Source organism: Shewanella sp. S1-49-MNA-CIBAN-0167, assembly GCF_040310145.1.
Taxonomy (GTDB): domain Bacteria; phylum Pseudomonadota; class Gammaproteobacteria; order Enterobacterales; family Shewanellaceae; genus Shewanella; species Shewanella psychromarinicola.
Map to the genome: position 1 here is coordinate 12,460 of NZ_JBEOPO010000014.1, position 25,728 is coordinate 38,187.

At 41.4% G+C, this 25,728-nt stretch carries 24 protein-coding genes; 12 read left to right on the forward strand and 12 right to left on the reverse strand.

Annotation, left to right across the window (positions count from 1 at the left end):
* Positions 1–314: 314 nt before the first annotated feature.
* The 5 genes from AAEZ00_RS08310 to nrfA all read right to left on the reverse strand — a co-directional run bounded on the left by AAEZ00_RS08310 (position 315) and on the right by nrfA (position 5,562).
* Complete coding sequence (locus AAEZ00_RS08310; protein WP_124012414.1) at positions 315–1,535, reverse strand: tetratricopeptide repeat protein; 1,221 nt, start codon at positions 1,533–1,535, stop codon at positions 315–317.
* A 191-nt stretch (positions 1,536–1,726) separates the two neighbouring features.
* Entirely contained in the window at positions 1,727–2,068 is a 342-nt protein-coding gene (locus tag AAEZ00_RS08315; protein WP_233768651.1) for a hypothetical protein, read from the reverse strand.
* A 168-nt stretch (positions 2,069–2,236) separates the two neighbouring features.
* Positions 2,237–3,487 (reverse strand): ammonium transporter AmtB, encoded by a 1,251-nt coding sequence (locus AAEZ00_RS08320; protein ID WP_124693468.1) that lies wholly within the window; start codon positions 3,485–3,487, stop codon positions 2,237–2,239.
* 10 nt (positions 3,488–3,497) lie between these two features.
* Positions 3,498–3,836, reverse strand: a complete 339-nt coding sequence (gene glnK / locus AAEZ00_RS08325) for a P-II family nitrogen regulator (RefSeq protein WP_011636110.1) — start codon at positions 3,834–3,836, stop codon at positions 3,498–3,500.
* A 337-nt stretch (positions 3,837–4,173) separates the two neighbouring features.
* Complete coding sequence (gene nrfA, locus AAEZ00_RS08330) at positions 4,174–5,562, reverse strand: ammonia-forming nitrite reductase cytochrome c552 subunit (protein ID WP_206191826.1); 1,389 nt, start codon at positions 5,560–5,562, stop codon at positions 4,174–4,176.
* 283 nt (positions 5,563–5,845) lie between these two features.
* On the opposite strand from nrfA, the gene narQ reads away from it, so the two are divergent.
* Complete coding sequence (gene narQ / locus AAEZ00_RS08335; protein ID WP_351088556.1) at positions 5,846–7,561, forward strand: nitrate/nitrite two-component system sensor histidine kinase NarQ; 1,716 nt, start codon at positions 5,846–5,848, stop codon at positions 7,559–7,561.
* Positions 7,554–8,183 carry a response regulator gene (locus AAEZ00_RS08340; protein ID WP_101034229.1) on the forward strand — a complete coding sequence of 210 codons (630 nt, stop codon included), beginning with the start codon at positions 7,554–7,556 and terminating at the stop codon, positions 8,181–8,183. Before narQ ends, AAEZ00_RS08340 begins: the two co-directional genes overlap by 8 nt.
* A gap of 54 nt (positions 8,184–8,237) precedes the next feature.
* On the opposite strand, the gene AAEZ00_RS08345 is transcribed toward AAEZ00_RS08340, so the two are convergent.
* Positions 8,238–8,609, reverse strand: a complete 372-nt coding sequence (locus AAEZ00_RS08345) for a YacL family protein (RefSeq protein WP_101034228.1) — start codon at positions 8,607–8,609, stop codon at positions 8,238–8,240.
* Between the two features lie 200 nt (positions 8,610–8,809).
* Between AAEZ00_RS08345 and AAEZ00_RS08350 the strand changes: the two genes are divergently transcribed.
* A complete protein-coding gene (locus tag AAEZ00_RS08350; RefSeq protein WP_351076368.1) occupies positions 8,810–9,775 on the forward strand; it encodes a zinc transporter ZntB in 966 nt (321 codons plus the stop codon).
* Positions 9,776–10,089: 314 nt separating this feature from the next.
* Here the strand turns inward: AAEZ00_RS08350 and fkpA are convergent, their stop codons facing one another.
* Positions 10,090–10,842 (reverse strand): FKBP-type peptidyl-prolyl cis-trans isomerase, encoded by a 753-nt coding sequence (fkpA, locus tag AAEZ00_RS08355; RefSeq protein ID WP_335686835.1) that lies wholly within the window; start codon positions 10,840–10,842, stop codon positions 10,090–10,092.
* 168 nt (positions 10,843–11,010) lie between these two features.
* Between fkpA and AAEZ00_RS08360 the strand changes: the two genes are divergently transcribed.
* From AAEZ00_RS08360 to pepN, 6 genes are all read left to right on the forward strand, one after another.
* Positions 11,011–11,982, forward strand: a complete 972-nt coding sequence (locus AAEZ00_RS08360; protein ID WP_351076366.1) for a WD40 repeat domain-containing protein — start codon at positions 11,011–11,013, stop codon at positions 11,980–11,982.
* A 20-nt stretch (positions 11,983–12,002) separates the two neighbouring features.
* Positions 12,003–12,215 (forward strand): SlyX family protein, encoded by a 213-nt coding sequence (locus AAEZ00_RS08365; RefSeq protein WP_101034224.1) that lies wholly within the window; start codon positions 12,003–12,005, stop codon positions 12,213–12,215.
* Between the two features lie 202 nt (positions 12,216–12,417).
* A complete protein-coding gene (def, locus tag AAEZ00_RS08370; protein ID WP_124012420.1) occupies positions 12,418–12,930 on the forward strand; it encodes a peptide deformylase in 513 nt (170 codons plus the stop codon).
* Positions 12,924–14,294, forward strand: coding sequence for a COG3014 family protein (locus tag AAEZ00_RS08375; RefSeq protein WP_124012421.1), 1,371 nt, complete (start codon positions 12,924–12,926; stop codon positions 14,292–14,294). Before def ends, AAEZ00_RS08375 begins: the two co-directional genes overlap by 7 nt.
* A 49-nt stretch (positions 14,295–14,343) precedes the next feature.
* Complete coding sequence (gene lpoB, locus AAEZ00_RS08380) at positions 14,344–14,937, forward strand: penicillin-binding protein activator LpoB (RefSeq protein WP_198554786.1); 594 nt, start codon at positions 14,344–14,346, stop codon at positions 14,935–14,937.
* 77 nt (positions 14,938–15,014) lie between these two features.
* Positions 15,015–17,678 (forward strand): aminopeptidase N, encoded by a 2,664-nt coding sequence (pepN, locus tag AAEZ00_RS08385; RefSeq protein WP_351088557.1) that lies wholly within the window; start codon positions 15,015–15,017, stop codon positions 17,676–17,678.
* Positions 17,679–17,935: 257 nt separating this feature from the next.
* On the opposite strand, the gene AAEZ00_RS08390 is transcribed toward pepN, so the two are convergent.
* Complete coding sequence (locus AAEZ00_RS08390) at positions 17,936–19,069, reverse strand: endonuclease/exonuclease/phosphatase family protein (RefSeq protein WP_124012423.1); 1,134 nt, start codon at positions 19,067–19,069, stop codon at positions 17,936–17,938.
* Between the two features lie 364 nt (positions 19,070–19,433).
* Here AAEZ00_RS08390 and AAEZ00_RS08395 point away from each other — a divergent pair, with 364 nt between their 5' ends.
* From AAEZ00_RS08395 to AAEZ00_RS08405, 3 genes are all read left to right on the forward strand, one after another.
* Entirely contained in the window at positions 19,434–20,042 is a 609-nt protein-coding gene (locus AAEZ00_RS08395; protein ID WP_124012424.1) for a CIA30 family protein, read from the forward strand.
* 24 nt (positions 20,043–20,066) lie between these two features.
* Positions 20,067–20,672 (forward strand): HAD family hydrolase, encoded by a 606-nt coding sequence (locus tag AAEZ00_RS08400; protein ID WP_124012425.1) that lies wholly within the window; start codon positions 20,067–20,069, stop codon positions 20,670–20,672.
* Between the two features lie 94 nt (positions 20,673–20,766).
* A complete protein-coding gene (locus tag AAEZ00_RS08405; protein WP_124012426.1) occupies positions 20,767–20,982 on the forward strand; it encodes a TIGR02450 family Trp-rich protein in 216 nt (71 codons plus the stop codon).
* Between the two features lie 234 nt (positions 20,983–21,216).
* On the opposite strand, the gene AAEZ00_RS08410 is transcribed toward AAEZ00_RS08405, so the two are convergent.
* The 4 genes from AAEZ00_RS08410 to slyA form a co-directional block, all read right to left on the reverse strand.
* On the reverse strand, positions 21,217–22,104 hold the full coding sequence (locus tag AAEZ00_RS08410) for a tetratricopeptide repeat protein (RefSeq protein ID WP_124012427.1): 888 nt from the start codon (positions 22,102–22,104) through the stop codon (positions 21,217–21,219).
* 506 nt (positions 22,105–22,610) lie between these two features.
* Positions 22,611–23,636, reverse strand: a complete 1,026-nt coding sequence (locus AAEZ00_RS08415; protein ID WP_124012428.1) for a DUF2955 domain-containing protein — start codon at positions 23,634–23,636, stop codon at positions 22,611–22,613.
* 143 nt (positions 23,637–23,779) lie between these two features.
* Positions 23,780–24,838, reverse strand: coding sequence for an HlyD family secretion protein (locus AAEZ00_RS08420; protein ID WP_101034214.1), 1,059 nt, complete (start codon positions 24,836–24,838; stop codon positions 23,780–23,782).
* 1 nt (position 24,839) lies between these two features.
* Positions 24,840–25,319 (reverse strand): transcriptional regulator SlyA, encoded by a 480-nt coding sequence (gene slyA / locus AAEZ00_RS08425; RefSeq protein WP_124012429.1) that lies wholly within the window; start codon positions 25,317–25,319, stop codon positions 24,840–24,842.
* Positions 25,320–25,728 lie beyond the last annotated feature (409 nt).

Here is a 25,728-nt window from a genome sequence, read left to right on the forward strand (position 1 = left end):
CATATTAGTGAAATCACTGATCACAAAGCCAAGTGGTGAGGTTATTTAATCGTTACGTACATGAAATTATATTAGAAAAACAGATATTTGAATATTATCGCCATAAACTAAAATTAAAGCTCGACCCCCTTACCCCCGAGCAAAATCGCATTGTTCAACCCTGCCCAACCAACATTGTCTGTCATCAACCCATCATGACTAATCGAGTTAATAATGCCATTACGTCACCCAAGCAGTCATATCGCGACCTAAAAATACTCGAACTCGCATAACAAAAATAATGTTCAGCCACATCATTAAGCCCCTAAAAAGCATTAGTTCTGCTTCATTGCTTGCAGCTTAATTTGGTAGCGTTGTTTATTATTGGTGTCACTGAGTGCCAATGCACGTTTAAGATTTTTCTCAGCGAGTCGCTCCTCACCCGTTGCCCAATAAGCCCTAGACAAACCAAAATAAAACTCGTGCCGATAATCCGCTTTCTCAACAGCGCGCTTATACCATACGAGTGCATCTTGATATTGCTTATCAAAATACGCTTGTTGGGCCATGTCAAAATAATAAAATGGATTATTAATTCTCGCTAACTCAAGTACTTTATGCACTTCACGCCATTCCTCTAAACGACCTTGTTCACCTAAAATTAACGCTAAGTTATACAGTGTCGACAGATCTTGATCGTTAACGTGTAACGCCGAGCGGTAGACATTTTCAGCCTCATCCTCATAGCCCTTATGTCGATAGATAACCGCCAGTGTATTAATCGCAGCAACAAATTGAGGGTCTAGCTGAATGCTTTTTTTAACTAACGCATAAGCCAAATCGTAATCGGCTTTCACCAACGCTTCGGCGGCGATATTGTTATAGAACATTGCCGTTAATTGATGCTTATTGACTCTTTTTTTATGGTAAGCACGAACAGAGCGTTCAGGCAAAAAGTCCACTAGCATTTCAGATCTGCTAAATAGCACAATGTTGCTATTAACCGGAGGTAACAAACTTAAATTCACATGACCGTTAACTAAATAGAAACCACCGCGCCTATCCCAAATAGGTTCAACATCAATATCATGAAATTCAACCGGCACATTTAATACATCCGCTAACGCAGCCGACAATACAACTAAAGACATGCAGTTACCTTGGCGGCTGAGTACCGTTTCAGCGGCTGTGCGGGTAAAATGGTCTCGATATTCAAAGCCACCATTTTGTGCACCGATATACTGAGCCAACCACTCATTGGCCATCACACCTTGGCTACGGATAGTATTATCGGCTTGAAATTGTCGCCTGAGTTGTGTCACAAAATTTTCTGGCAATCGATAAATATCGTCAACAGTCACAACGTCAACAGGTGTGAACAGTTCATCATGAAACAAGTTATCAATATCAATTTTGTTGACCGACGACGGGGCTGATTGGCAGGCACTCAAACTAAAAAATAAAAACAAAAACAAGATATTAACCCACGCAGGTAATAAGTCATCACCATAATACGGGGGATCAACCTCTATTCCTTTTGAGTGATAAGTGAACATAATTCAGCCCTTAGATAGAAATAAGCTATCTAAAAGTATAGTCAACAGATGACCTCTCGGTCAAAAAGAACCGTCACAAGGTTGTAACGACTTATTAACCAACCGCTATTGGGATAATAAACGCTTATCAAACAGCTGAAGTATTCGAACTCTACCCTCTTTGCCCCCTTTATTAATCCCAGTGGGATTAACTATTGAGATGGGCCATCACTCATAGGCGGATCAATTTGTATATAAACGGGTTTATCTTGGTATTGGTAGGGACGATAAGATTGCAGGCCACAGCTAAAGTGGTCAAAGGGTAACGTCACGGCGACACAACCCAGGGGTAAGGATTGCAAAATGTTAATTTGCTCTTGCTGCCTTAACAATTCTTGCCATTGATGCTGTTGTGACACCAAATCGCGAACCGCAAATGCATCAAAGGCTTGTGATGACGGACGCACCACAACGGTGCCAGAGTAGCTATTGGCACTTAATAACACGACTCCAGCTAACAGACAAATCATCCATGGCTTCATTAATAATGTCATCACTCTTGTTATCCCAAAATGGCTATCTCATAACGCTAGCACATTGTCTCAGCTTCCCCAACAAAGCTTGATAACCTCTTTATTCTGGTGCATAAAAAAACAGAATCCTAATGTTAGGATTCTGTTCCAGGGTTATGTTTTATAATACGAATAAAGCGTATTAATCACTTAACCAGCGGTTTTAACACTAACAAACTCAGGGTAAGCATCTACACCACAGTCAGAAGCATCCATCCCGTTATACTCTTCTTCTTCTGTTACGCGGATACCCATGGTCATTTTAATCACAAACCAAACAACAAGAGATGCTGAGAATACCCAAGCGAAGATAATCGCGGCCCCGTATAGCTGGCTACCAAAACTCGCGTCTGCATTTGATAATGGCACCAGCATTAATCCTAGGAAACCAGCAACACCGTGCACCGAGATAGCACCAACAGGGTCGTCAATTTTAACACGGTCAAAAGCGATAACCGAGAAGATAACAACAGCACCAGCAACCAAGCCAATCACACCTGCCATTAACAATGACGGCGATAATGGGTCAGCGGTAATCGCCACTAACCCGGCTAACGCACCGTTTAAAATCATGGTCAAGTCTGCTTTACCCCATACCACTTTACACACGATAAGTGCTGAGATGGCACCAAATGCAGCAGCGGAGTTGGTGTTGACAAAGATTTTAGCAACTGCACTGGCGTTTTCTGCATCTGAAACTAACAGTTGCGAGCCACCGTTAAAGCCAAACCAACCCATCCATAAAATAAACATACCTAAGGTAGCCATAGGCAAGTTTGAACCAGGGATTGGATGAATTTGACCATCTTCACCGTATTTACCTTTACGAGCGCCAAGCAGCAACACACCAGAGATGGCTGCGGCAGCACCCGCCATATGCACAATGCCACTACCAGCAAAATCAACAAAGCCAGCTTCAGAGAGAAAGCCACCGCCCCATGTCCAATACCCTTCAACAGGATAAATAACCGCGGTCATTACCACTGAAAAAGTAAGGAATGACCACAGCTTCATCCGCTCAGCAACCGCACCAGACACAATTGACATTGCTGTGGCAACAAACACCACTTGGAAGAAAAAGTCAGATTCAAGAGCATGATCCGCACCTTCAGCTTGCGTGCCTATTAGTGAGCCAAAAGAAGGAATAAAGCCACCTTCAACATTATTTACATACATAATGTTATAGCCAACTAATAGAAACATGACACACGCAATGGAGTATAAGCACACGTTTTTAGTTAAAATTTCAGTGGTGTTTTTTGAGCGAACTAAGCCAGCTTCTAACATGGCAAAACCCGCTGCCATCCACATCACAAATGCGCCTGAAATAAGAAAATAAAATGTATCTAGTGCAAAACGTAATTCAGTTACCGTCAGCCCTAATTGAGTTAATTCTTCCATCACCGCCCCCTTATAATGCTTCGTTATCAAGTTCACCCGTACGGATACGGATCGCTTGTTCTAAATCAGTTACAAATATTTTACCATCACCAATTTTGCCGGTATGAGCGGCACTGGTAATCGCTTCAATAAGCATGTCCAAGTTTTCATCCTTGGTGGCAATTTCTAATTTTACTTTTGGTAAAAAGTCTACTTGATACTCTGCCCCACGATAAAGTTCTGTGTGACCCTTTTGACGTCCAAAGCCTTTTACCTCAGTTACAGTCATACCCTCAATGCCCATGCCTGCAATAGCTTCACGGACATCATCCAATTTAAATGGCTTGATGATAGCGCTGACGAGTTTCATCTCGACCTCCAAAAGTGTGAAAAAAAATGGTTGTTGTTTTGTTGTTGAATGAGTTAATTCAATCATTAGGCCACTTTTTCAACAGTCTGTTATATATGGTTTTTATTTTATTTTGTATTTTATTTGTTAACAGAACAGCACCAATCGAGTGCACAGAAAACAGCGCCGCATTGTTTTGGTGCAACTATTACCCCACCATTAATGGCACATAACAGCAATCGATTGATCTGCGACTTCTACGCCAAACACATAAAAAAACAGCCCTCAAATGAGGGCTGTTTGCTATATTGCTTCTGGTTTTACATGAGGTGAGTGTTAATGCTCACCGTAAAACTTATTAGTAAGTCGCTTCACGCTTTTTAGCTTCTTCTTTCCACTGAGGAACCAGTGTTTTCTTAAACTCAGCTTTTTCAGCATTCATGGTTTTCATGTTCATACCTAAAGCGGCTTGTGCTTTTGCTTTAGTTGAAGTGTCAGGGTATGCAATAGGTTGCTTAACACCTTTAGCACCTAGTAGCTGAGCCAATTTAACACGAGCATCAGCCGCTTTATCCAATGAAGTACCTAAAATACGTAATACTTCAGCAGGAGCATGAGTTGATGCACCATGAGAAGCAGTTGCGTAATCCCAACGCCATTGTGAATGACGAATATCCATTAGGATTGGCTTCATTTCAACTTCAGTTGCACCAGCATCCCACGCAGCTTTAGCTTCAAAGTGAGCTTTAACTAATTGAGTTTCAACACGTGCTTTTAAGTCTTGTGCTTTCTTTTTGCTTTCATTAACTTGCTTAACCATAAACTCTTTGCTTTGACTGTGACAAGTTGCACAGGTTTCTTCAAAGCGATCAAATGGGTTACCCACTTTATGGTCTGTAAATTTGCGGCCTTTGTCGTTAGTCACTTTAGGCATATGACAATCAATACAACTCACGTTATTTTGACCGTGCACGCCCATTTTCCAAGTTTCATAACCAGGATGTTGTGCTTTTAGCATAGGAGTTTTAGACACAGCATGGGTCCAATCAGAGAATTCCATGCTGTCGTAATACACTTCCATTTGCTCAACAGTCGTCCCCATATCCCAAGGGAATTTAACGAAACCAGGACGTTCTGCGGTTTTCTCGAAATAGTATTCTACGTGACATTGAGCACATACCATTGATTGCTTGTCTTTACGAGAAGCTTTATCAAATGGCGTATTCAATGTATCCATTGCGCGAGCCGCAAATGGACGTGACATGCGTAACTTTGAAGAACCTTTTTCATGACAATCGCCACAACCAAGCACATTGACTATTTCTGGACCGCCTTTAGCCCACTTACCACTGAAATAACCATCTTCACCTTGCTCTTCAATCACCCGAGGTACATCAGGGCTTTTACAGCTCCAACACGCCATTGGCATTGGACCATCTTGAGCATTTTTTGGCGCACCGGTACGTAATGAGTTAGTTACGTCAGTAACCGCATACATATGACCACGTGGTGCATTGTAATCTTTAGCGAAGCCGTAACCTGCCCATAATACAACTAGGCTAGGTACTTTTTCTAACATATCAACAACTTCTTTGCTTTCCTCAGTAGCATGCCAGCTGTCATATTGCTTTGAAAATTTATCTTTATAAACCTCATTACGCGGTTCGGTTTTATCACTCGCCATTGCGCCTGCAGCCATAAAACTGGCTGCAATCACTGCACCCAGTGCAATTGATTTTACATTCATCTTCATCACCCTTTATCTCCGTGTTACATTATATTTAATTTAATAATCACGACATCTCCAAAGTCAAAGTTAGCTATTTAATTCCATTTTAAATATACCCCTTATGGGGTATAGCGAAGAAAGTTTGCGCCAGATCAACAAGTAAACAGGATGTATTTCACAATTTTGTAAACTTGTTAGTACTATCAAGCCATGCCTAATGTAGAACACACTATTGGACACGATATAAAACAATACTTTTGGCTTATTTTTAATCACTAATCACTATCAACAACAGGATTTTATGTTTACTCGTGGCAGCCTTACTTCCACCATTTTAAGCTTAATGCTTATGTTAATTTTGTTGTCATCAAGCTTAGCGGTGTTTTCTATCGTCAATTTAACCTTCAGTTTAGGCGATGCCAAAGGGATTAATGCGTCGGGCTCACTGCGAATGCAAAGTTACCGACTATTGCTGTATACCAATGCGGGCAGTCATAATACCGATAAAAAAATTACTGAATTTGAAAACACACTTAACTCTGAAGCACTTAAACGTTCCTTTGCTTGGTATAGCCCTGAAGAACTCAGAAACCAATACTTGGTGGTTATCGACAAATGGCAAGTAATGAAAGTCTATATAGAACAAGGAAATACACGACTTTATTCTGATTCGTTGACCGACTTTGTCGACACCATTAATACCCTAGTATTAAAGATGGAACAGTTCGCGGCCTTTAAACTTAAGCTATTGGTTATTGGACAGATTATCGGCTTATCCATTTTGTTAGTTATCGCTTTCTTTGCTGTAGTGTTCACTCGTAAACGCGTTGTTAAACCGTTGCAATTATTAATGGACAGCGCCGCAACGATTTCTAAAGGTAACTTCAACGTTGAAATGCCTAAAACGGGTTATATTGAGCTGACGGCTCTAGGTAACGCATTGCAGAAAACGGCGGCTGAATTAGCCAGCTTATATGAGGATTTAGAAGACCAAGTAACGGAGAAAACCTTGGCATTAACCCGAGCAAATAACGAGTTAAAGTTTTTATACGACAACCTCTTAATGCTACATGCCGATAAACTCGACTATAAAGCATTGCAATCTGCAATCAACCAACTCAAATATTATGAAGACTTAACCTATCTCAGATTAATCGTTGAACATGATGACGGCTCTGAAGATGTCATTGAAGCAGAAGGCGGTTGGCCTAAAGAGTTACAAGCTGAATCGGTACATTTTCCACTATTGATAGAAAAGACACAGTTGGGCTATTTAGATGTCATTTCTAACCGACCATTAAACCAATTATTGTTTGAAAACTTTGCCATGATGTTAACGCGCTCCATTACCATCCATAATGCAAGTGAGCAACGCCAACAACTGGCGCTATTAGAAGAGCGAGCGGTCATCGCAAGGGAATTACATGATTCTATTGGACAATTATTATCATTTTTGAAAATTCAAGTCAGTTTATTACGTAAAAGCCTTGGTAATAGTTGTCGTAGCCCTGAAGTAGAAAGCCAGTTGATGGAAATCAATGAAGGTGTCAGTACTGCTTATGTACAATTACGTGAGCTGTTATCCACCTTTAGGTTAACCATTAAAGAGCCTAATTTAAGTCAAGCGATTGAAGTTATGTTGGATCAATTACGTCATCAAACCAATATCGATATCCAGTTGAACTACACACTATCCGCACATTTACTTGAAGCTAAACAACACATTCATATCTTGCAATTAATTCGTGAAGCGACATTAAATGCAATAAAACACGCAAAGCCTGCCCATATAGTGGTAGATTGTCAGTTGACTGAGAATGGCATGATTACTATTTCAATTTGTGATGATGGTATTGGCGTGACACATTTAGCAGAACGAGACCAACATTTTGGTATTGGTATCATGCATGAACGCGCCAACAAACTGAATGGTATCGTTTCGTTCAATAGTAATCCGCTTGGCGGCACTACTGTCACGCTGAGTTTCCCCCCTCAACAGGAGCCTTTAAATGGGTAAGCCGTATTCCGTACTTGTTGTCGATGATCATCCATTATTACGTCGTGGTATTTGCCAATTAATCACCTCCGACAGCGACTTTTCGCTTTTTGGTGAAACAGGCACAGGCATAGAAGCTCTTACAGCCGTAGCCGAAAATGAACCCGATATTATTTTGCTCGATTTGAATATGAAAGGCATGTCTGGCCTTGATACTCTTAACGCTATGCGTCAAGAGGGAGTGACAGCAAGAATTGTCATTTTAACCGTATCCGATGCAAAACAAGATGTCATTCGATTATTGCGCGCGGGTGCTGATGGTTATTTGCTCAAAGACACTGAGCCTGATTTACTATTAGAGCAACTTAAAAAAGCCATGCTGGGTCACAGAGTCATTAGTGATGAAGTCGAGGCTTATATTTATGAGTTAAAAAACACCATTGACGATAATAGCTGGATAGAAAACTTAACCCCTCGTGAATTGCAAATATTACAGGAACTAGCCGAAGGTAAAAGTAATCGAATGATCTCTGATGATTTACACATCAGCGAAGGGACGGTCAAAGTTCACGTGAAGAATTTACTGCGTAAAGCGAATGCGAAATCACGCACTGAAATGGCTGTACGCTACCTTAATAATTAGCGCGTTAACAACCAAGTTCATACTCAACAAGGCCACTTCAATGTGGTTTTGTTATTATTTATCGTTAATAAACGCTAACCAACTTTGCAGTACTGACTCAAAGTCTTCCAAACCACAATAAGACTCAGACTCGGCATCATATAAGTTCATAGCATCTTCGAGTTGGTATTTTTCATCAAAATCAATCACATTGGCAAAAACTCTAACCTGCTCAGTGTCGATGTCGATGGTTAAATCCCCACTGATATCTCGCCAATGAGTGAGAGTCCCTTTTTTAATGGCCGCTATTTGGCTAAGAATATAATTAGCTTTGCGATTATCATCACCGAGTTGTTCAGCAAACCATCGGCCTAGCACCTCGTGATCCATACTAAATTCAGCAAAGAAATTGCCTTCTAGGCGGTTACGACGAAACTGATATTCCATACTAGTACTCTTTTATTAGCATTTTTTCTATTTTAACCGATGATTGGCCACTCTGCTGATCGTTAACTGATTAAATCGTGTATTTGATGGTTAAATGCTCGATAAATAAAGAGTTTCATTCTACAAGCTCGTTTAAAACTTGGGCATGATTAAAAAGTAGCGTAAATTATTGCGATAGTGATCACATGGAGTCTCTGATAATGAATAATGGTTTTATATACAGTTTGTTGCTTACAGGGCCAAATGCTGGCCAGTCACTTACCATTGAACAAATAGCACAATGGCAGCCCACTGATGGGCTTTTGTGGCTACATCTTCGCTATCGTGAACCTAAAGCTCGTCAATGGCTCCTCAACTCTGGCTTGGATAGAGTTGAGATGGATACCCTACTAGCAACCGATACTCGTCCACGAGTATTAAGCTCAGAAAAAGGTATATTACTAGCATTGCGTGGGGTTAATTTAAACCCCGGGTCCGATCCTGAAGACATGGTTGCGGTGAGGATTTACGCAGAAGAATACAAAATCATTTCGACCTGCGAGCGTCAATTACAATCGGTGATTGATGTTGCTGATGAGATCACTCAAGGCAAAGGCCCTATTGATAGTGCGGCGTTTATTATGGCCATTTGTGAGCGGCTGACGCAGCGTAAAGTGGAGTTTATTGGCAAGCTTGAAGAACAGCTTGATGAATTAGAAGAACGGGTTGTCACTCAAGTGAACAAAACCTTGCGTACCGACATTGCTGAGCTGCGCAGGCAAACGGTTGTGTTAAGACGCTACTTAGCACCTCAGCGTGAAGCATTTTATCGTATGCTACAAGAAGCCAGTGAACTGTTTGACCATAATGACAAAGTCCGCTTACGAGAAATTCACGAAACCCTGATTCGGGTCATTGAAGACCTTGATGCGATACGAGATCGTGCCAGTGTCACCCAAGAAGAACTGCAATCGCAACAATCAGAACAAGTGAACCAAAGACTGTATTTTTTATCGTTGATTTCGGCGGTGTTTTTACCATTAGGGTTTTTAACTGGGTTATTGGGCGTCAATATTGGCGGCATTCCAGGGGCTGAATCTAACTGGGCTTTTGCTGCATTCTGTGGCGGGTTGTTTGCGCTGATTGGCTTGCAAATGTACTTATTCTACCGCTTGAAATGGCTATGATCAGTGAGTCATCGCCCTTTTTATTCATAACGCGCCACGGAACCGCAATGAAGCACTCGCGGGATGAGGCCAGGTGATCGTTATAAGATGATCGACAAGGTGGGCAGCAAGCTAATGGCAATACCATTATTAGCTCGGTATAGCGAATGTAGCAAACCACCTAAGGTTGAGTCATGTCAAAAGGCTAAGTGAATCATTTATCCTGAGCCAAGATCAAAGGTTAAACACACTACATTGTAAACAAAAAAAGGACGCCGGAGCGTCCTTTTTGATATCCATATTTCAATCACTGAGTGACGGTAACATAGATGATATTATTTGGTTTCTGTTGCTGCAGGCATTTTTTCTACTGAGATTAATTCAACTTCAAAAACCAGTGTTGAATTAGCAGGAATAGTGCCCGTATCACGTTCGCCATAAGCTAATTCTGATGGGATAACAAACTTATACTTAGCGCCTACAGGCATTAACTGTAAACCTTCAGTCCAACCAGGGATAACACGGTTTAGTGGGAATTTAGCCGTTTCGCCGCGAGCATAAGAGCTATCAAACTCGGTACCATCGACTAATGTACCACGGTAGTGCACTTCAACAGAGTCTTCTGCTGCAGGTTTGTCGCCGCTACCGGCTTCTAATACTTCATACTGCAAACCAGATTCAGTTGTGGTCACACCTTCTTTAGCTTTGTTGTCTTCTAAGAACTTTTTGCCTTCAGCAATCGATTTAGCGGCTAACGTTTCTGCTTGCTCTAAACGCTTGTCGTTTAATTTTTTGTCTAGGTTTTCTAATACAGTCTTCATTTCTTCTTCAGTTAACTGCATTTCTTCGCCTAAGCCATCGCTAAAGCCTTTAATCACCATGGTGCGGTCAACAGCAAAACCTAATTCTTCTTGCTCTTTAATGTGGCCCGACATGTATTTACCGATTGAACCACCAACACTATATGCTTCTTTCTGAACATCAGTTGTTAGCTCAACTTTCTTTTGGGCAACGTCTTGTGGTTGATTACACGCAGTAAGGCCTACAACGGCTAATGCAACTAACGATAATTTGTAAATAGATTTCATTAAAGCTTCCTCAGCATCCTTTAGTGGTTACAATAACCTTAATACATTCAATCAATGAGATGTTTAAGTGGTCATGTTTATTTGCCACTCTATACTAGTTAAAACGGTTATACCATTGGGCAAACCTTATATGACAATGTTTAGGACAACAATTCAAGGAGCAAGTTCATGATACGCGTTCCAATGCTGCTTTTTTGGTCAATATTTGTCCTAACAGGTCTATTAACGGCATGCCAGCCTCCAGCCACCAAAGTACAGGTGATTACTACCGATGCCAGTTACAGTGCAAGCCTATCTAATGATGCCAGTATTGCCCTGGTTAGTACGGCTCACAACGGTGTACAAGTATGGGATCTCACCACCTCAACCCTGTCCTATCAGTGGCTGCAAGGTCAGCAGAAAAATACCAGTAACGTCATTGAGACCGCAATATCGGCTAATAACCTCTATGCCGCGACAATCAGCAGTCACTCGCTGGCAATATGGCGATTAACCGATGGGTCTTCCGTGGGATGGTGGTCGTTACCCTCTTATGCACAAAGCGTCGCCATAGCCAATACAGGCCAAACACTTGTTGGTTTAGTCGATGGCTCAGTGATGTCATTGTCACCAGAAAAAGCGCGCCTAATCCAATTTTTGGGCCATCAAGAAAAAGTCAATAGTGTCTCCATTAGTGCCGATGGTAATAAGGCACTCAGTGGCGGTAATGACGGTAAAGTGCTTCTTTGGCAAGCCCAAACGGGTCAACCAATCCAGCAATGGCAGTTAACCTCTCGTATCACTAAAGTGGTGATTAATGATTCTGGAACACTCAGCTTTGCCAGCGATATCACAGGTAATGCAACGCTATGGCAATCGGGTACAGGTAAACCAATCAGTCATCTGGATATTAACCGACGCCAAATGACCTTTTCAACTGCTCGCTTTGTTAATCATGACCAGCAATTACTGACAGGCACGCCATCAAGAGAAATTTTTTTATGGCAAATTAACTCAGGCAAGCGACTTTCACGTTGGCAAGTTCAGCTGAGTAAAAACACCCAAAACAAAGGCGCTGTAGTATACTCTGCCGCAATGATAGCACCAGGATCAATAGTCAGCATTAGCAGCCAAGGTCTCGTTGAGTATTGGCAGCATTAATTAATCAATAAGAGGTCAACATGGATCGCGTTTTACAAAAGATTGATGATCTTGAAATGAGATTATCATTTCAAGACATCACCATTGAAGAGTTAAACCAAGAAGTGATAAAACTCAATGCACTGGTTGCCAGACAGCAACAGCAAATGCTATTAATGGTTAATAAACTACATGCTATTGAGCCCAGTAATATGGCGTCTCAGGTAGATGAAACACCGCCACCGCATTACTAAAGCCTTGCTGCGAAGCGGCATAACTCAGGTTAATAGATGGCTATCATCTTAAGCTGATGTTGAGCCAATGTGGCATAGACAGTCATCAAACCGAGTGGATCATAAGTAAGTATGAATGACCTATTTGCAAGTAATAACGATCTTAAACGATAGATTAATGCAGCTCGTCGTTAAACGCGAACAACAAGGATAGCCGTCACCTATGCAGCTAAAGCCATTACTCAGCATTGCTACCACAGGCGAAGAAATACTGACTCAAATTGCTGAGCCCGTGACGGTTTTTGACCAAGCATTACACACTTTAGCCGACAGCATGCTCAGCACTATGCAAAATGCAAACGGGGTCGGTATTGCGGCAACGCAAGTGTTCAGTCGCGCGGCGATGTTCATCATGGCATCAAATCCAAACGAACGTTATCCCGATGCGCCCTTAATGGCCCCAACTGTGGTAATAAATCCTCAAATTTTATCGGCGTCTACCGCAACAGAAGCGGGTATAGAAGGCTGCTTGTCGATTCCAGGTCAGCGGTTATCTATTTGGCGACATAGTGAAATTGAGGTTCAATATCAATCACTTGATGGCCAGTTATATCAACAAACATTAACGGGTTTTGTGGCGCGTATTTTTCAACATGAATATGACCACTTACAAGGCATTACCTTACTTGAACGGGTCAACCTTATCGCAACGCAGGTACAGGTGACACAATGTTAAGAACATTCTGTGCTTGGTTGATCCTCTGTTTTGGCCTGTCCGGTTGCGCCTTTAACAGTGTCTTTGTTAATTATCCGTCGCAAATAGCGTCATACAAGCAGCAACTCAGTAGCGAGACGCCAACCGCAAACATCACCGATTTGGCCGGCAATATTAGTGGCAATGATGGCTTACTTTATGCCCAAGAATCTGGACGTATTATGCAAATAGCGGGTGACTTTACCCGCAGTAAGACTTATTACCAGCAAGCCATAGACGCCTATCAAGTCTTTGACGATAAAGCCACTGTCAGTGCCAGTAAACTCGGCGCAGGGGCCAGCAGTATTTTATTAAATGATAATGCCATACCTTATCGAGGTCCGGGATATGAGCGCATCATGCTGCATCAATATCAGGCGCTTAATTATTTATTCAGTGGCGATGCTCAAGGAGCATTAGTGGAAGTTCGTCGCAGCAATGAACTGCAAAGCATGGAACAAGCTCGCTATCAACAATCTCAAAAGTCAGTGCAAGATATGGCTAATGGCACTATTAATTCGCAAATGGCGCAATTAAGTAAGGACGCTGGCAGTGTCACCAGCTCGTTTCTTAACGCCTACAGTTATTACACCACCGGGTTATTACACGAACTCGCTAGCGAACCTAACGACGCGTTTATTGATTATCGAAAAGCAGCCCAAATCACCCCAGATAATGTCTTTTTACAACAAGATTTAGTCCGTTTAGCCAAACAACTGAATATGCCTCAATACGATGAATTTAAACGTCGCTGGGGAGATGCTGTCTTACCGACACCGGAGCAAGGACAAGTCGTATTTATTGTTGAACGTGATTTTGTACCAGAAAAACAAAGTATTACAGTACCGTTCCCCATCAACGGTAATTTACAATCCGCCTCATTAGCGACTTATCAAGCGCAACGTCAGTTAGTCAATAACAGCCAAATTCAAGGTTTAGGTGCGCCACTAACCGCTCAAACTATTGCTAACATTGATGCTTTAGCCATTAATGCGTTAAAAGAAGATTTACCCGCGGCTCTGTTTCGCCAAGCCGCAAGAGTTTATGCTAAATACCAAATGAACCGAAGTGTCCAAAGCAGTGGTCAAGGTGGCAATAATCCAATTGACGCCGGCGCCATTGTGATGCAACTTTTTAATGTAATAACCGAACAGGCCGATCGCAGAAGCTGGTTAACCTTGCCACGCCAAGCACAAATCGCCAGACAATTTATTGATGCCGGCAACTATAATATTCGCTTAAATAACAGCCAAAGTGTAAAAATAGAGGTAAAACCACAGCGATCAACATTAATTTGGGTCATCGAGACTGGCAATCGTACCCGTTTTTATTCGATAATCATCTGATGGACGATAATCGTTTATCAACTGTCACTCATCACCAATGGAATTTATTATGAAAAATTTGAAACTGATATTTGTATTAGCTGCAGTGATGGCACTTTCCGCCTGCCAATCAAAAGTAGAGTATGGTGACGCCACTGAAGTCGAAACCGTCAATGAAAACTTTGGCTCAACCGATCTGCAAAACATTGCCGCTAAGATGGTCGACAGTATGATGGCATTCCCTCCTGTGGTGGTGATGACACAAAGTAACCGCCCAATTGTGTTTGTGGATAAAATCAAAAACAAAACCTCTGAGCATATCGATACAGAATCAGTGACCGACACCATTAGCAACAAGTTATTACGCTCTGGTAAGTTCCGCTTTATTGATATGACTAAGGTTGATACCGTACGTAAACAACTTGATTATCAAAACAATGCTGGCATGGTAGACCCATCAACTGCGATTAAATTTGGTCGCCAAATTGGCGCGCAGTATATGCTTTATGGCAACTTATCGAGCATCGTTAAACAAGATGGCAGCACCAAAGACGTATATTACAAAATGACCATGCGCTTAATGGATCTTGAAACAGGCCTCATTGAATGGTCAGATGAAAAAGAAATTCGTAAAGTAAAATCAAAGTCATTTTTAGGCTTGTAAAACGCCACCACATAGCACTAAAGCCGACATTGTTGTCGGCTTTTTCATACATTTAATAATAAGTTAGGAACACTAACGTGAAATTGTTATCCACCCAATTGTTTCGTTCACTAGTCATCAAAACCAGTCTCATCGCATTATGTTGTGCCAGCGTTATCAGCTGCAGCAGTTCACCGACTACCTCATCATTACAACGCAATGGCTCAGCCAACATCAGCCAAGGGCAGGCACAAGCCAGATCCAGCCTAGTATCGAATGTACAATATGAACTAACCTTCTTTTTAAGTGAACACAGCCAATTCAGTGCCAAATCCATAGCCCACTTTGACTTAAGCAGCGTACCTAAATTACTCACACTCGATCTCAGTAAAGTCAATATTAAGCAGTTTTTTATTAACGGTATTAAGGTCTATCCTAATTACAATGGTGCTTATATTACCCTTAATCAAAGCTTATTGAATGAAGGTAGTAACACTATTGAAGTTGAGTTTACCCGTGAACACAGCACCAATGGCGAAGGCCTACATCGTTTTGTCGACCCAGTAGATGATAAAGTTTACTTGTACTCACATTTTGAACCGGCCGCGGCACAACAAATGTTTGCAGTATTTGATCAACCGGATCTTAAAGCCAGTTATCAAATTAATGTGCATGCTCCAAAAGACTGGCAAGTGATCAGCGCCATGCGCGAAGCCAGTGTGGTTGACCAAGGCGACAGCAACTTATGGACTTTCCCTGCTACGCCCAAATTAAGCCCATATAACTTCTCTATGCATGCCGGCCCGTACCATGTGTGGGAAGACAATTCAGGCCGTTACCCCATGCGCCTGTTTTCACGTCAATCTGTTGCTAACCAAGTTACCCCACAAGATTGGTTTACCTACACCAAGCAAGGTTTAGACTTTTTTGACCGCTATTTTGGCATTGCCTATCCGTTTAAAAAATACGATCAAGTATTAGTGCCAGACTTTCTCTATGGTGCGATGGAAAACGCCGGCGCGATTACCTTTTCTGAAGACCGTTTCTTATTTAATGCCAAAATGACGGGTGAGCAAAAAGAACGTTTAGCTGGCGTTATCATGCACGAAATGGCCCATCAATGGTTTGGCGATCTAGTGACCATGAAATGGTGGAATGGCTTATGGTTAAATGAAAGCTTTGCTTCTTTTATGGGCACGCTGGCAACGAGTGAAGCCACCGAATTTAGTCATGCATGGCGCACCTTCTACGCCTCTGGTAAACAAGCCGCTTACCATCAAGACAGCTTAGTGACCACTCACCCCATTGAAGTGCCCGTGGCCACCAGCCAAAATGCCTTTGATAACATTGATGCCATTACGTATCAAAAAGGCGCATCGACCATCAAACAATTGCGTCATTTACTCGGTGAAGAAACCTTCCGCCGTGGTGTGAGCCAATATTTACAACAGTACAGTTACCAAAATGCTGAGCTCAATGACTTTATCAACAGTCTAGCCAAGGCCAGTGGCCGCGATCTGCGTCAGTGGACTCAAGAATGGTTGTATGCCGCTGGCGTCAATACCATCAAGGCGCAATACACTTGCCAAGACAAGCAAATTGACTCGTTTGCTTTAGTGCAGACCGCTGATAATAGCCAACACCCCACACTGCGCGAACAACGGGTGCAAATTGGATTATTTACTCAAAATAGATATGGCCTAGAAAAACAACAATCAATTGCCGTTACGTACAAAGGCGCCTACACCGAAGTAGAGCCATTAATTGGCGAGGCTTGCCCAGATTTAGTCTACCCAAACTATGATGACTGGGGATTTGTGAAAGTGGCGCTAGACGCTAGTTCATTTAGCACGGCCAAACAGTCTCTAGGCCAAGTGAGCGATCCGCTATTACGTTCTATGTTGTGGCAAAGTATGTGGGACAGCGTAATTGATGGTAAGACATCACTGGATCAGTTCATCAATATCGCATTAATTAATGCCCCACTGGAAAAAGACTACACTATTTTAGGTCAAGTACTTGGCAATCTGCAGCGAGCCAAAAACTACCTTGATCTCATGGCTCCAATGCATGGGAGTTACAACAGCAGAATATCAAAAGCATTAAGCCAAATGAGTCTGCGTATGAGCATGGAAAGCTACCGCAATCGCGACTTCCAACGCCGTTGGTTCGATGCTTACATTAGTTTATCTAGCCATGGTGATGCGTTAAAACATATTCAATCTTTACTGCAAAGTAAGAGCCATATTAAAGGTCTAAACATAGATCAAGACATACGCTGGGCAATGATCAGACAGTTAAACCGTTATGATTATGGCGACGCTAAGGCGTTACTCGCCCAGGAAAAACATCTTGATCAATCTGACTCAGGTGAAAAAGCGGCGATTGCAGCTGAAGTGATCCGCCCGCAGTCATCGCTTAAACGTCAGTGGTTAAACACCATTGAAAATAATGACAACATGCCTTTCTCTAAAATTCGTATCGCGATGAACAATCTCTACCCTGCAGAACAAAAACTATTCAGTGCCGCAACCGCAGATCAACGCTTTGCCAACTTGGCATTAATGGACGACAAAGGCCCAGTATTTATGCGCAGTTTTGCTGCGCAATTAATTCCGACAGATTGTAGTTCAGTGAACATTGATGCGATTAGCTACGCCTTAGATACGCAAACGGGCTTATCGCAATTAGCGAGACGCGCGCTACTCGAAACCCGCCAACAAGAGCAGCGCTGCATAAAGATAAAACAAACGTTAAAGTAATCCGTTTTTAACGATTTATCCCCTCTCTTATTCAGAGTTGAGAGTAAAGTCACTATTGCCAACTTATTGTCCTTTTCAATGGCGAATAATTTGCCTTAAACCCAAAAAAGCGCTGATAAACATCAGCGCTTTTTTTACTTTGATTAGATGAACTTAGCTCTCAACTCATAGTTATTATCTTTATCTCTTAGCTCTTAGCACATTTATTTGACCATGATGTTTGACAACACATCAGTCATCATCCTTATTGCAAGCCACTAATTACGCACGCGAAAGCTCATCATCACAGGAGCATGATCGGTACTGTCACGATCCCGATCATAGTCAGGCCGAACCAGATGTCGGTCAAAGGTTTGATAATCAATGACATGAGCAAGGTTTTGCTGCTGAGTAGGATTAAACTCACTCGACACTAATATGTAGTCCAGTACAGATCCACTGTTGCCATAATAATGAGTCGGCTGTCTGGCAGGATGGGGTTGCTCATCCACTAATGTGCTTGATTCAAACTCATCTTGGGCCAACGTCGCATTACACTTGGTTGCAGCAATAAACAACTCATAGCTGTCAAACAAACTGCTTTGGTGTAATTCTGCCATCAATGACGTTTCGCCTAGCTTAGCCAGCCCGGGGTCTTCAATGTCACTGCGATACACTCGCAATTGATGATTAAACGCGGCTAAGAGTTCACTGCCCATGGTGTCATTAAAGTCACCCATTAACATGAAAGGTTGCTGACTTTGTTGTCGTCTCATCAGCATTTGATGGCACAACAATGCAGATTCACTGCCTCGCTGTAAACTCGATGCCCAGCGCCCAAGCACTTGCCTTGCAACAAAATCTGCACCGCCATGTAAACCACTGTCATTGATATCGTCACGACTCACGCCACTTCGTTTAGACTTAAGATGAATAACATAACAATCACATGGACCAAAAATCGGTAATTGTATGGTTGCTCTGAGCGGTTTACGACTAAAACTAAATGACTCTGCTAAGCCTAACTGGCTCACCCATTGCTTATCTGGGGTGACATTGACGGAATCGATAATAGGATACTTTGATGCAATAGCCACCACAGGACTGCGATACACATAGTCACTGACCACTTCAGGTAAATCTAACGCCACAAAATGCTCATAACCCAGCGACTGAGTCAGTTTGGCTAAGGCGTCAGGACTAAAAACCTCTTGAAAAGCAATAATATCAGGTTGATTTTGGTTAATAAAATCACTTAACCAAGCACACTTTTTTTGCCACTGTTTATCGCTATAGATATTTTCAAAGTCGTAGAAAGCATGAGGCGGTTCAATAAAATTAAATAAATTGATGCTTACCACACTGAATGTAAGCCCGGGTGATGGAGCGGATGATGTGCTGTTTACTTGCAAAATATGTTGTTCCCAGTAAAACCTTCATTAAGGGTACTGGCAACATTCTGATTTGTCGAATATAACGGCATTCATTTGGTGAATAGCCACAAAAACTAAATAAACTAAGAAATAAATGAACCTAAATTAACTCGCTTGCGTAATGCATGAACAGATAAACCGTTAGATAACACCTGATGTAATAACACCTAATGCACTAATATTTGATGCACTAAATCCCCAATTGACTGACACCCGATGTACTGTATGCAATTATCATCCGTATGACCCTTTATGGCTTATCTCTCACCCTGATAAGCCATTTTTTTTACGGCAATGTTTGCTACAGTGTAAGTGTTTATCGAACGATAATTTACAGGAGTATATGATGGCATTACTCAATACACATAACGGGCATATTAGCCGGATAATACAAATAGGCATCCATGCTGCAGTTGGGGTTATATTATTAATTAGCCAACCCGTATGGAGTGCAAGTGAGGACACTATGCTATTTCACTTTACTGATCCGAGCCACTTTACACAATGGAACATCAATAATGACACTGTGATGGGCGGCGTCTCGCAAAGCCAAATTGAGCTTACGCAGCAAGCGTTATTATTTACTGGCACAGTGTCATTGGAAAACAATGGCGGCTTTGCGTCGATAGAGTCGACTCTACTACATCAAATTGCAGATGCATCATTACTCGTCATTGCGGTTAAAGGTGATGGAAAAACCTATCAAATTCGGCTAAAAACACCGAATTTATCTTATGGTGAAGCCTATGTTGCTAACTTTACCACTAGCGCAGACACACTCACTCAACATGCTTTTACCCCTGCAGATTTTACGGTCAGCTTTAGGGGACGCGCAGTCGCGAATGCACCAACATTACATTTAAATGATATTAATCGTGTTGGATTTTTAGTCGCACAAAAACAACAAGGTCCATTTGCAATTGAGTTACACTCTATGCAGTTTGACCGATAAATATTGAGAAAAGAAAGGAATTCATTGAATTTACCCATGCAAATAAAAGGCATTATTTTTGACTTAGACGGCACCTTAGTTGAGTCCAGCTTAGACTTCGGCTTAATTCGCCAGCAAATTGGTTGCCCTGATGGCATAGACTTACTTAACTATGTCGACGACTTAAGCTGCAAAGCCACTCAAGCCGATGCCAAGCAGATTATTCTAGATCATGAATACCAAGATGCGTTGAGTGCCAAGCCCATCAAAGGAATGACCGAGCTGATTAATGCCATTGAAGCGGCAAAATTACCCATCGCCATCGTAACGCGTAACAGCCTTGCCGCAAGCGCATTAAAGGTAAAACAGAATAATATTGCTATCGACCACGTGCTAACCCGCGAAGATTACCCAGCAAAACCGGCACCCGATGCTCTACTGGCGATTGCAGCCCAATGGCAAATAGCCCCTCAAGATATTATCTATGTGGGGGATTACCTATACGACATTCAAGCGGCTAATAATGCTGGCATGATCGCCTGTTTTATTAATCATGGGATTGAAAGTACTTATCAACATTTGGCCGATATTATTATCAATGATCTAAGCCAATTGCAGCAGTTATTAGTTGGTCACTCTCACAGTGACTAACACCAGTACTGATCAGGTACGCCATGAGTTACTGTATGAGTCATAACATGAGTGTTAATACGGGCAACGAAATACTGTGAACATGAGAACGAATATGAACCTAATTCATCCTAAAAAATTACTTAATAGTAAGTGGACCAAGGTTAACGTGGTTCAAAAGCTGAAGCATTTTACTGTCGCTAAAGTCGAGTATGACGAACAACAAAACGTGGTTGAATGTCTTATCCGTGCAGAAATGAATGCACAAGAGTTTGTCATTGACTGGCGCGATCTTAAAGACCCGCAACAGTGGAAAATTGGCTGGCAATAATCTACTGTAAAACACATTCATTATGGGATTTGAAAATAAAAAAGTGACGCTTGCTTAAGCACAATGAGTCACTTTTTTATACTAGCGTTAGCATAACCTTATCTAACGAATTTCAAGATAATAAACGGTTATCAAACCGCTTGTTGATCGGCTTACTATGACATTGACTACAACAACCCACTATTGCTCTGTCATTGGCCTTGCTAACAAAAATAACCAGTTTGTACTCAGCTATTAATTGATAATAAATATTGAACCTTCAAGCCTAAATTGAAGTGTTTCTAGGCCCCAATCAGATAACAGGACGTCCTGGATACGTTCGCCGTCGCCTTCACTACTACACCCCCACATTGTGGCACATGTCTGCCCTGCTATATTTGATCCAGTGCCTTTTGAAGTGTCAGGGATCATATTGTTTAACTGGGCGATATGAGTTCCAAACATACCTTCAAATGTATCCATTTTCACATCAAGGGTTTCCATTTCACCTTCAGGAAAATTGATCACTGCAGTTTGCTCATTTGAACCAGTTTGCTCTGGGGTTAAGGTGACAACATCTTTTGAAATTAAATCGTAAAGTTTTCTGAGTGGTAATTTTTTAGTTGATTCATGTAAGTAAAGTTCTTGTCCATAATTTCTGGCTGCAAAATTTTTTTCTTCATAAGCTCTAGCAAGATATTGATCTGCACGCGCCAAATCTTGCTCTACCATACCACCACCTAAATACATTTTGCCTAACAAATACGAAGACTGTCCATGCCCTCTCTTTGATGCGTACTCTAAATATTCAACGCCTTCGTCAATATCTTTTAAATGCGTATCTTGTAAGTACAATACACCCGCTTTGTATTTGGCATCCATAACGCCATATTTACCTGCGCGACGATACCATTTTAATGCTATGTCTATATCTTTATCAGTACCATAACCAACATAGTAAAACTCACCTAACATGCCCATCGCTGAGGAGTGACCTCGTTTAGTTAAAATACGATAGGCTTTAAAGTATTCGACACATTCGGATGTACTGCACTCAGGCAATTGGTTTGCTTGGCTTTTAAATGGAGCGAAAGCGAGAAAGCTTAATATTAAGCTAAAAATAATAGTATTTTTTGTCATCATGTTAAATCCTTTTATATACGATTCATTACTATTAGCATTTATATACCGAATGTATATAGTAATTATGTCTATAAAACTAACCGTACCTAATATCTAATACTTAATACTTAATACTTAATACTTAATACCTAATATCTAATATCTAATATCTAATACCTAATACTTAATACCTAATATCTAATATCTAATACCTAATACTTAATACCTAATATCTAATATCTAATATCTAATATCTAATATCTAATATCTAATACCTAATACCTAATACCTAATACCTAATACCTAATACCTAATACTTAATACTTAATATCTAATATCTAATATCTAATATCTAATATCTAATATTGTCAGTTAATAAGCACATTATTCTTCAAAAGCAGTCTAATACTTTAATAACCACTTACCTATCGCAATAGAAGTAAGCCCACTGTTGATAAATATCGGTAAGCAAATAAGCAAATAAGCAAATAAGCAAATTAGATCGATTTACCGCACACATCAATTGTTCACCCAAATCGAGTCGCTGCAAATTGATTCAATAAACGATGCATTAGATAACACAATAATAATGTCGCTACTATCGCAACCAAAATGCTACTCACACGGTATAAAGCACTAAAAATCAGATCATTTTGGGGGGTTAAGTACTGACCAAACAAAATACCTAAGGTCGTCATAGCGCCAAACCCTACTCCTGAACCACTCGCCTCTCTCACATGCACTTGGCTAAATAACATAAGGCCTATCCACAATAGTGGTATAACAAAAATAAGTAACCCAGACCAATCATAAAGTAATCCTTGCACCAGCAACCCAAATGTTACCCCAAACAAGGTGCCGATAGCCCGTTTTCGGGCGTAACCGAGTGCGCCATTCCAATGCATTGGGAATAACAATAACAAAGTGGTGGCTTGGGCTGACATGGAATCTTGTAAATTAAACACCTGAAATACCAAAAATGATGCGGTGGCAATTGATGCCCCCAACAAAGCTTCGTGGCGCATACGGTTAGGCGCTTTAACCACGGCTGCCATTGGCGAGCGAGGTTCAACATCGGGCCATAGGGCGGTCATGGCATAAGCAATGATCACCGACGCTGCCGTCGCCCAAAAATTGCTAAAAATAAGATTGTTAATATCCACACTCGGATAACTGGCAAAGTGCAGCATAATACTTAAGCTGATCACCCCATTAGCACCGAATAAAAACAAGCTTCCACGTGACATTGCCGCAAATCGATACAAAAAAAGCCCAAAAACGATGGGCAATATCATCCCTGGGTGAGAACCAAATAAACCACCTAGAATACCGACCTCAATCCCAGCCATGACCGATGATGCCAACAGTTGACGCATCGCATGCGCATTCATCACGGGCACAAGTCCGAGTAATAGCATTGGGGTTACGGTAAAAAACACCCCATAACTTAGGTCGAAAAACTTACAAATCGCAAACCCTAGCGTTGCGCCTGTTGCAATGCGCAAGCATTGACGTAAATCGTTTTTAGTCAAAGGACTATGGCGTAACAACATCTGAAATACCTACGCGTCGGGGAAAATATTCCACAATAAAGAACTCATCCTGATTGATGCGTTTGCTAAAAAAAGCAACCACCAAAGAGAAAGTCAGCCATTGTTATGGATTAGAGAAATACTGATTAAATGTAAGATGTCATTTAATAAATATAGTGCAGCACACTAATGACCTTAATTTGCACCTTGGCAATAAAGCCAAGCAAACCACTATTGGGCACTAATTGTACAGTGGCACGCGCGCCTGCTGGCAGTAGATTAACGGCTTGCTGGTCAAGCTCAAGGTGTAAACGTAAGCGCTGAGCATTGCGTACCCAACGAGCAGATTCTTGTGGTGCCGCCAAACGACCATTCGCTTCAAACTGTCCGGCGCTGACTCCAGCATCAATTGAACTCACTTGCGCACGATATAAACGTCCAGGTTCGCCATCAAATGCAATAAAAGCACTCGACTCAATATCAATACCGCGAAGACTTTTTTCCCTAAAATCAGCAATGATATCAACCTTATCCGACACTAATGCTAATAATGGTTGACCGACAGAAGCAAAACTACCTACCTGCAGCTGTAAATTAGTCACGATACCATTTTGATCGGCTCGAATTTGAGTATATGACAGATTCAACTCAGCTTGCTCTAAGCGATTCTGTGCTTGGCGAACTTTTAAGTTTCCATCACCATAACGACCACGACTGACTTTTAGTTTTGCTAAGCGCGCATTGGAGGCCTGTAAGTTGGCCTCTGCAGTCGTCGCATCACTGCCAGTCTGATCGTTAAGTTGTTGAGACACTCCGTGAGTCAAAAATAAAGAGTCAATTCTCTTCGCCTCACTGCGCTTTTGTTTGGCATTGGATCTATTGGCTTGCACATCTGCTTTGGCCGCTAATAAGGCAGCATCAAGTTCAGCGTTATCTTGTTTTGCTTGTTCCAGTGCTAACTGTGCTTGTTCTTCGGCAAGCTCGTAAGGAACTGAGTCAATCTTAAATAACACATCGCCTTTTTTTACCACTTGATTATTGGCTACGGCAATAGTCGCTATTTTCCCACTGACTTGGGGGGTGACTTTTGTCACTATTCTGGTCGCCATCGCTTGAGGGGTTAAAGGGATAACGGCATCAGCAAACATAAAGTAGCCGAAGACCATAACAAACATCAAAATGGCTATCTTAACGAGGCGGGCAAATTGTTGATCTGGAGTCATGTTATTTCTCACCAAAAGGGTCGGCAGACGGATCAAGTTTAGCCATGGCATTATCACTAATCAGACTGATCACACGTTCAAACTCACTTAATTCTTGACTGCTAATGCCATTGAGTAATTCAGCACGAATTTGCATAATCCGTGTTTCTATTTGTTTAAGAATGTCGATCCCCTGCGGTGTCAAACTCACTATTCGAGCGCGCTTATCGTTTTCGCAACAACGCCTTTTAATATAGCCTTGCGCTTCTAATTGACCCAAGGTACGCATTAACGATGGCAGCTCTATTTCTAACGCATCGGCTAGCACTTTTTGACTCACATCGTCACCCAAACGTAATAGTTTCCATAATGCAGTCCAACGAGGATGAGTTAACCCTAGTGGAATTAATTCAACATCTGCGGCTGTGCGCCATAATCGATGCAATCTTCCTAGTTGCTCCGCAAGATGCAGCTCTTTTAGTCGTTCTAATTCGTTATACATATTAACTTGCCATTTAGTTAGCTTGCTAAGCATTATAACTAGTTAGCATGCTAAGTAAATAGCTCAATTGCTTACTTGAAGTTAAAAAAGCTTAATAAATTAACTAAATACTTGATATATAGACTTTAAAATATTAATCAACTGAATATTAGTCTGACCTAAAATGCCTATCATCGGCTTTATCTATTCATACTCGACATGTTCAACCCATTCTCCCTTTGTAATAAAACAAGGTGACCATGATCACATTTAATAATTGTAAATATGACAACGGTGTCATATTTACAATTATTAAACAATGTCTAAATGACAATTTAATTCAATTGGGATTAAATTAATATACATATATATCAATACTTTAATTAACTAAAAATAGTTGGCACGACTTATGCTATTACATGCTATCTGT